At 36.7% G+C, this 5,662-nt stretch carries 6 protein-coding genes; 3 read left to right on the top strand and 3 right to left on the bottom strand.

The features are described 5' to 3' along the window. Positions 1 to 265, top strand: a 265-nt coding sequence (locus RLO81_RS18645; protein WP_350115346.1) for a response regulator transcription factor, incomplete at its 5' end; no start/stop codon positions are given. A 42-nt stretch (positions 266 to 307) separates the two neighbouring features. On the opposite strand, the gene RLO81_RS18640 is transcribed toward RLO81_RS18645, so the two are convergent. The 3 genes from RLO81_RS18640 to RLO81_RS18630 form a co-directional block, all read right to left on the bottom strand. After that, positions 308 to 1,000 carry a hypothetical protein gene (locus RLO81_RS18640; protein WP_350115343.1) on the bottom strand — a complete coding sequence of 231 codons (693 nt, stop codon included), beginning with the start codon at positions 998 to 1,000 and terminating at the stop codon, positions 308 to 310. 68 nt (positions 1,001 to 1,068) lie between these two features. Next, the gene (locus RLO81_RS18635) at positions 1,069 to 1,293 is read right to left on the bottom strand and encodes a hypothetical protein (RefSeq protein WP_350115340.1); all 225 of its coding nucleotides are present in this window, start codon (positions 1,291 to 1,293) and stop codon (positions 1,069 to 1,071) included. A gap of 50 nt (positions 1,294 to 1,343) precedes the next feature. Further along, positions 1,344 to 2,342 carry a beta-ketoacyl-ACP synthase III gene (locus RLO81_RS18630; RefSeq protein WP_350115337.1) on the bottom strand — a complete coding sequence of 333 codons (999 nt, stop codon included), beginning with the start codon at positions 2,340 to 2,342 and terminating at the stop codon, positions 1,344 to 1,346. Positions 2,343 to 2,487: 145 nt separating this feature from the next. Here RLO81_RS18630 and RLO81_RS18625 point away from each other — a divergent pair, with 145 nt between their 5' ends. Together RLO81_RS18625 and RLO81_RS18620 are read left to right on the top strand one after the other, a co-directional pair. Beyond that, complete coding sequence (locus RLO81_RS18625; RefSeq protein ID WP_350115334.1) at positions 2,488 to 4,881, top strand: ABC transporter permease; 2,394 nt, start codon at positions 2,488 to 2,490, stop codon at positions 4,879 to 4,881. A gap of 60 nt (positions 4,882 to 4,941) precedes the next feature. Next, the gene (locus RLO81_RS18620) at positions 4,942 to 5,640 is read left to right on the top strand and encodes a spheroidene monooxygenase (RefSeq protein WP_350115330.1); all 699 of its coding nucleotides are present in this window, start codon (positions 4,942 to 4,944) and stop codon (positions 5,638 to 5,640) included. Positions 5,641 to 5,662 lie beyond the last annotated feature (22 nt).

The raw sequence follows: 5,662 nt of genomic DNA, 5'->3' as shown, positions 1-5,662 counted from the left end.
ATTAAATGGCGGAGCGCCAATGAGTTCTAAAATAGCGAAAATGGTGGTTGCATCATTTCAGAAAAATCCAAACTCACCTCTCTCACCACGCGAAACTGAAGTGTTGGAATTGTTAGCCAAAGGCAAGAGCTATAGTATGATTGCCGATGAGCTGTTTGTGACAAAAGAGACTGCAAAGTCGCACATTAAAAACATCTATTCTAAACTTCAGGTAAATAGCAAGTCTGAGGCAATAGCAAAGGCAACAAAAGAAAAGCTGATATAAAAAAAGAGGCTGCAAATTTGCAGCCTCTTTTTTGATGTCTCGCTATATGAGACTGTTATAATATTCAAAGACCTTTATTATTTCAGCATCTTCTTTCAGTTTTAAGCCATTCTTTTTTGCAAAATCTTCAACTTGAGCAGTTTTATCCCCAAATACTTCTTCATTCTTACCCACTTTATTTTTCAATTCAAAAACCTCATCTCGCACAACAGCATATAGTCTTTCTTTCTTTAAAACTTTATCGTTCCTCTCTCCCATGTTTATTGCAGCGTTGTATGTTGCTTCTTTAATTTCCAGGTACTGGTATTTAAGAACCTTCACCTTATCATTTACAAGTACTTCGCAAATACCTTGTGGCAGGTCAAAAGTCACGTTATTCACAACGGAGGTATTGTAATATTTTACAGAGTCTTTCAAAGGCTCTTTTATCACAAATTTTTCGATTAATGGTAATTGACAAACCTTAATGCCATGTTCCGTGTTGATCTCTAAAAGTTGGTTTTTTAAATCATACTTTAAAGGAAAGCCTTTTATTACTTTGTTGTTTTTAAGCCATAAATCTCCAACTATCCATTCGTCATTTAAATAAAATGTGCCTTCTAGCTTTGGTGGAGGTAAAGGGAGTAGATCTATAACTTCGCCTGGATTATTGCTTTTAGTATCTGTAACAGCACCTACAACCTGCGCATAAGTTGCTGCTGGTACACACATTAATAAGAATAGTATTTTTTTCATAGTTATGTTATTTAAGCTTTAAGATAGCTCCATAGTGTGTTTAAAATAATCACCCAAAATGGGTGAATTCAAAATTTGTCTGGTGTTTGAATAATTTTTACTACCATTTCATGAGGATCACCATCTTTGTCAAGTAAGTAGAATTTTACAAGTGGGTTATCCTCGGCTATTCTATTTTCAACACTTATAATATCGTTATCTGGCAAATTCTTTTCAATTTGGTCTTGTAAGTCTTCAATTGCCCTGGCAAACTGAACCTCTAAATTACTGGGGTTATAATTCGTAGTTTTCATTAATGAAATTTGGTTTCCAAAATATAGGAAATTCAAACTTCATATCCACTTCACCATCTAATTAAAGCAGATGCCCATGTAAAACCGCTGCCAAATGCTGCTAAGCAAATTAAGTCACCCTTATTTATTTTACCTTCTGCAAAAGCTTCACTCATGGCAATTGGAATAGATGCTGCTGTAGTATTTCCATAGCGCATTATGTTGTTGTAAACTTTAGAGTCAGGTAATTCCATCTTTTGTTGTATGTAATTGCTTATTCTGAGGTTGGCCTGATGAGGAACCAATAAATCTATCTCTTCCTTTTTTGCATTATTGGCTTCCAATGCTTCATTAATTACTTCCATAAACCGGACAACGGCATGCTTGAACACCAGATTTCCATTCATATAAACTTTAAAACCAGATGTATCAAGAATTTGCTCAGGTTGCCTTTCTTCGTGCGGCCTACTACTGCCAGGATCTTTCACATAAAGTTCTTCTGCAAATCGACCATCTGAATGTAAGTGAGTAGATAAGATACCCTGCTCATCTGATGGCTCTAATACTGCTGCACCAGCTCCGTCACCAAAAATTACTGCTGTACCTCTACCTCTTGTAGTAAGATCAAGCGCTGTTGATTGTATCTCAGCACCTATTACAAGCACTTTTTTATACATTCCGCTTTTTATAAATTGATCGGCAGTTGATAGGGCATAAATGAAACCAGAACATGCATTTTTAATATCCATTGCTGGAATACTCTCTAAACCAAGCTCTCTTTGAAGCAACACTCCAGACCCTGGAAAATAGTAATCCGATGTTATGGTAGCAAAAACTATAAAATCAATTTCTTCGGCTTTTACTCCAGCTCTATCTAATGCCATTCGACTGGCTTTTGCAGCCATATTTGCTACAGTATCTGTTTCTGGGTTTATCCACCTTCGCTCTTCAATACCTGTTCGCTCGATAATCCACTCATTGTTAGTGTCCATCATTTTAGATAGCTCATCATTGGTTACTATTCTTTCCGGAACGTGATGTCCTAACCCTGTTATTTTGGAATACTTCATGTATGATAATTTTAAAACAATCAAATATAGTTAAAAAACGAATGTTTGTTAGGCGCCTAAATGCGGATTTTAGGCATGTTCTTTTTGACTTAAGCAACCAATTACTAAATTCAGTAGTCTATTAGTTGTTTAACGCTGTATAACTATGATAAAAAATTACCTGAAAATTGCCTTTCGCAACTTAATTAAGCACCTAGGTTTTAGTATTACCAACATTTTTGGATTAGCCACAGGCCTGGCCTGCTGCTTTCTTATAGCTCTGTTCGTACAATTTGAGATGAGCTATGAGAATATGCATAATAAAAATGTGTATAGGTACATTCCCAGGTATGTAAATGAAAATGGAATTTTACAAATGCAGACATGGACACCTCCAGGTTTCACACCTGCCATGGAAGAATATTTCGAAGAAATCACACATTCATCAAGATATATCACATTTGATGATGAACCCTTAATTAAAAAAGGTGAGGAGACTTTACCACCAACTGCATTGTCGCTCGGAGATGCAGATTTTTTCGAAATTTTTAACTTTAAATTATTACGGGGCGAAGGTGATAAAGTGCTGTCACGACCTTACTCCATTGTAATTGCCTCTTCAATAGCAGAAAAATTCTTCCCCAATGGTGATCCGGTTGGGCAGACTATTAATTATGACAATCAGTTTGATTTAACTATTACAGGAGTTTTTGAGGACTTGCCTAAAAATACTCACATACAATTTTCATACATCATACCTTTCGAAACATTGGGTGATGTTTATCAAACCCAATACGGTTTTCCTAAAGACAAATTCTTGGCCGACCTCGAGAGTTGGAATTACACCGCATATTTTAAACTATCTGAGGGTGTTGATCCGGAGAAATTTCAAGCTAAAATTGACAAGCACTTCACCGAGTTACGAAACAGAACGTTTAATCCTGAAGCGATAACTGATTGGCTTCAACCATTGGACGAAATACATTTTACTCAAGGAATTAAAGGAGATGTAGCTAATGGGGACAAAAACACAGTCTATATCTTTAGTGCCATTGCACTGTTCATATTAATAATTGCATGTTTCAATTTCATGAACCTCTCAACGGCAAGGGCTCTTCGAAGAGCGAAAGAAGTGGGCGTTAGAAAGGTGATGGGCGCACAGAAACATCAGCTGATTTATCAATTTTTAGGAGAGACATTTATTCTTACTGCTTTGGCACTTGTTGCCAGCCTTCTATTTCTAGAGGTATTAATTCCATGGTTTAATTCTACTATGGGTTTCTCATTATCCAGTAGTTATTTTGATAATTATAAATTCCTGGTTGTGCTGCTCACTTCGGGCATTGTAACGGCAATTGTGGCAGGTGGCTACCCAGCATTCTATTTATCTTCATTTGAAGCAGCTAAAGTGTTAAAAGATGCTGATGGCAGAGCTGGTAAGTCAACATTGCGTAAAGTGCTCACCGTTTTTCAATTTATGATAGCTGGGTTTTTGATCATCGGTACATTTACAGTGATTCAGCAAATGAACTACCTAACTAACAAAGACCTTGGTTTTGATAAGGATCAGATTATTTATATTAACCCGAACTCTATGGTGGCAAAAAACATGGATGTTCTTATGGATAATTTCAGAAAGCTGGCCCCAGTTGTATCTGTTACCAGTTCTAATGGCGTTCCGGGCTTTTCTCATTCGCACTGGACCTACGCAATACCTGAATACAGAGATAAAAATTTCAACATTAACACGATGATTGTTGACTACGATTTTATTCCTACTTATAATCTCGAAATTGTAGAGGGCAGAAACATTTCAAAAGATTATGCTACAGATTCTGCTGAGGCTTATTTGGTGAATGAAACGGCAGTAAAACAATTAATGATTCCCAACCCGATTGGTACGAATATTCAGGCGTTGGATGGCCGCCCAATGGGTAAAATTGTGGGCGTGGTAAAAGACTTTCACTATCGATCATTACACCAGCCAATACAACCGCTTGTAATGAGGTATGACCCAAGAAATGCCTATACCATTTCTGTAAAACTGGCAGGTGGACAAATTAATGAAAGCTTAGCCCAGTTAGAACAAGAATGGAAAAAGATTGCGCCAGATCACCCATTCGATTATTCATTTTTAGATGATAATCTTGAAACCCTTTATAAATCTGAAAATAATACTGGTACATTGCTATCGGCCTTTTCCGGATTGGCCATATTAATAGCTTGTCTTGGACTACTCGGCTTAACCTCTTTTATGACTGAGCAGCGTAAGAAAGAAATAGGCGTAAGAAAGGTGCTAGGGGCATCAATAACAGGTATTATTTCATTACTTACCAAGGATTTTGCCAAGCTGGTTTTAATATCTTTTATCATATCCATACCGTTGGCTTGGTATGCCATGAGCTATTGGTTAAACAATTTTGCCTACAAGGTAGATATGAACCCATTAATTTTTGTTGTAGCAGGTATTTTGTTGCTACTAATTGCTATGCTAACAGTATCTTATCAGTCCTATAAAGCTGCTGCGAGTAATCCAGTTGATACGTTAAGGAGTGAGTAATTGAATTGTATTCTTGAAACAATGGCATCTGCAATGTGTTAATGGTGTTGGATTTGATTTATGCAAAGCAGCCAGATTACCACATTTACATTTTTTCAGTTCAGTTCATTTAAAGGGAAATTCTGGGCTTTTTCACAAATGGGCTTGGCACATTCAATTTTAAAAAATATTGAAGGCCAAACGTTTTACAAACTTATGGGAAGTGGTAGAGGTGAAGGGTTTAGTTTCATGCCAGATTTTTCCATTTATGTATTAATGCAGGTTTGGGAAAGTATACTAGTAGCGGAGGATTTTCTAACCAATTCATCGCTTATTAAGAACTACAATGAGCATTGTGAGAATTGCCACACCGTGTACTCATATAACATAGCATCACATGGTCTTTGGGATGGGCAAAGTCCATTTAAGAAACCCGAAACAAATTCACCATCTAATGGCCCGATTATCGTTCTTACACGAGCAACAATTAAATGGTCTAAGATGATTCGATTTTGGAGATATGTGCCAACTTCACACAATTCTTTAAAACAAAGTAAGGGCTTATTGTATGCTAAAGGGGTGGGCGAGTGGCCATTTAGAAATATGGCAACTATAAGTATGTGGAGAGATGAGGAGGCCATGAAAAATTTTGCTTACTCAAGTAAGGAGCATAGGAAGGCTATAGCGTTAACCAAAGAGTTAAATTGGTATAAAGAAGAGTTGTTTGCTCGGTTTGAGGTCTTTAATGCTACTGGGGATTTACAATCATTATCACGATAGTAATATCTGTAACATTGCTTTT

Source organism: Fulvivirga sp., from assembly GCF_040220315.1.
Lineage (GTDB): Bacteria > Bacteroidota > Bacteroidia > Cytophagales > Cyclobacteriaceae > Fulvivirga.
The sequence above is the reverse complement of the archived record's forward strand: the minus strand, read 5'-3'. Positions and strand labels throughout refer to the sequence as shown.

Bases quoted from the DNA above. Each gene is read 5' to 3' on its own strand.
- RLO81_RS18640 (WP_350115343.1), bottom strand. From the start codon at position 1,000: ATGAAAAAAATACTATTCTTATTAATGTGTGTACCAGCAGCAACTTAT.
- RLO81_RS18635 (WP_350115340.1), bottom strand. From the start codon at position 1,293: ATGAAAACTACGAATTATAACCCCAGTAATTTAGAGGTTCAGTTTGCC.
- RLO81_RS18630 (WP_350115337.1), bottom strand. From the start codon at position 2,342: ATGAAGTATTCCAAAATAACAGGGTTAGGACATCACGTTCCGGAAAGA.
- RLO81_RS18625 (WP_350115334.1), top strand. From the start codon at position 2,488: ATGATAAAAAATTACCTGAAAATTGCCTTTCGCAACTTAATTAAGCAC.
- RLO81_RS18620 (WP_350115330.1), top strand. From the start codon at position 4,942: ATGCAAAGCAGCCAGATTACCACATTTACATTTTTTCAGTTCAGTTCA.